The organism is Mycobacterium sp. E2479, assembly GCF_001667925.1.
GTDB lineage: Bacteria > Actinomycetota > Actinomycetes > Mycobacteriales > Mycobacteriaceae > Mycobacterium.
On the sequence record NZ_LZJR01000103.1, the window covers coordinates 1 to 1442 of the forward strand.

General features: G+C 69.1%; 1 protein-coding gene. It reads left to right on the forward strand.

Translation table 11 applies throughout. The features are described 5' to 3' along the window. Window positions 1-359: 359 nt before the first annotated feature. Window positions 360-1442: hypothetical protein (locus A5686_RS16610; RefSeq protein ID WP_067936394.1), on the forward strand; the 1083-nt coding region annotated here is incomplete at its 3' end.

Here is a 1442-nt window from a genome sequence, read left to right on the forward strand (position 1 = left end):
GGGCGGTCACGGGCCTTTGGGCGGTCACGGACCGTTCGGCGGCCGCGGTCCATTCGGCGGCGGCCATGGACCGTTCGGCGGTGGTCACGGTCCGTTCGGCGGGGGGCATGGGTTTGGTGGCGGTCATGGCTTCGGCGGCCACGGTTTCGGCGGTGGCCACGGCTTCGGCCATCGGTAGCGCACTGGCGGTTCGCTCGCGTGTCTGACCCGGCGCGCTAGGGTGGCGGACTAGGGTGTGGCCGCGGCCGGAACTTTTTCCCAGGTGCCCGGTTGACCCTCGAATCGCGAGGCCCCAAGGTGGCGGCAACGTAGCTGTACTGGCATAGCGCAGCAACCAATTTGGACGATTTGGAGGAGCGGTGGACGTCGTACTTGGCGTGTCTATGGCGCCTGAGACGGTCCGCATGGTGCTCGTCGAAGGCGAAGCCGCCGGCGGGGTGACTGTCGACCAGAACGGTTTCACCGTCGAGGACGGCGAAACACCCATCGCCGCAGCAAATCACGTCGTCGCGGCCATCCTCGGGACCCGAGACAGCGCGGCTCAGGGCGGGTATCGCCTCAGATCCAGCGGAGTGAGCTGGACCGATCCCGTCAAGGCGGCGGCGCTGCGAGACGCGTTGGCGGCACGCAAGATTGAGAACGTGATGCTGGTCTCGGCCGTCATGGCCGCCGCGGCGCTTGCGCAGGCCATGGGTAGCGCAACCAATTGGGCCCGCACCGCGTTACTGCTCGTCGAGCCTGCCTGCGCGACCCTGGCGATCGTCGACACCTCCGACGGAACGGTCACCGACCTGCACCGGCACCCGCTGCCCGGCAGCGACGACGCCGCGCTTGCGGAGCTGACCGAACTGATCTCCGGTGCTGAATCGATGAGGGCGCGCCCCGACGGGGTGTTTCTGGTCGGCTCCGAGGTTGACATCCCGTCGATCAAGCCGACGCTCGAGGCGGCGACCGCACTGTCCGTGACTACGCCCGAGGAATCCGAGATGGCTCTGGCGCGGGGTGCCTCATTGGCCGCGGCGAACGCAAACCTGGGAGCGCCACGGACGGTCTCGATGCCGGCCGCGCAGACTTCCTCAGCCGCTGCGGTCGAATTGGCCTACAGCGCCGAAGACGACCCGGCGTCCGACGCCCATCGACTGGCCGGCCCCCCTTCGCACCGGCGGCGCAGCCGCAAGTCGGTGTTGACCATCGCGGCCGTGGCAGTGGTGTTCATCGGCGGCTTGGTGGCGTTGGCGCTGGCTCTGGCCTTCGGTATCCGGCCGCATGCAGACCAGCGACCGGACGTCAGCACGAACGACATCGTCGCCCCGCAGAATCCGGATGCAGGCCCGCCCGGGCCGCCCCCGCCACCGGACGCTCCGGCGGCACCTCCGCAATCGTCAACCGCGGCACCAGCGTCGATGACGGCATACACATGGCGCAGGTCGGCGCCGTATTCG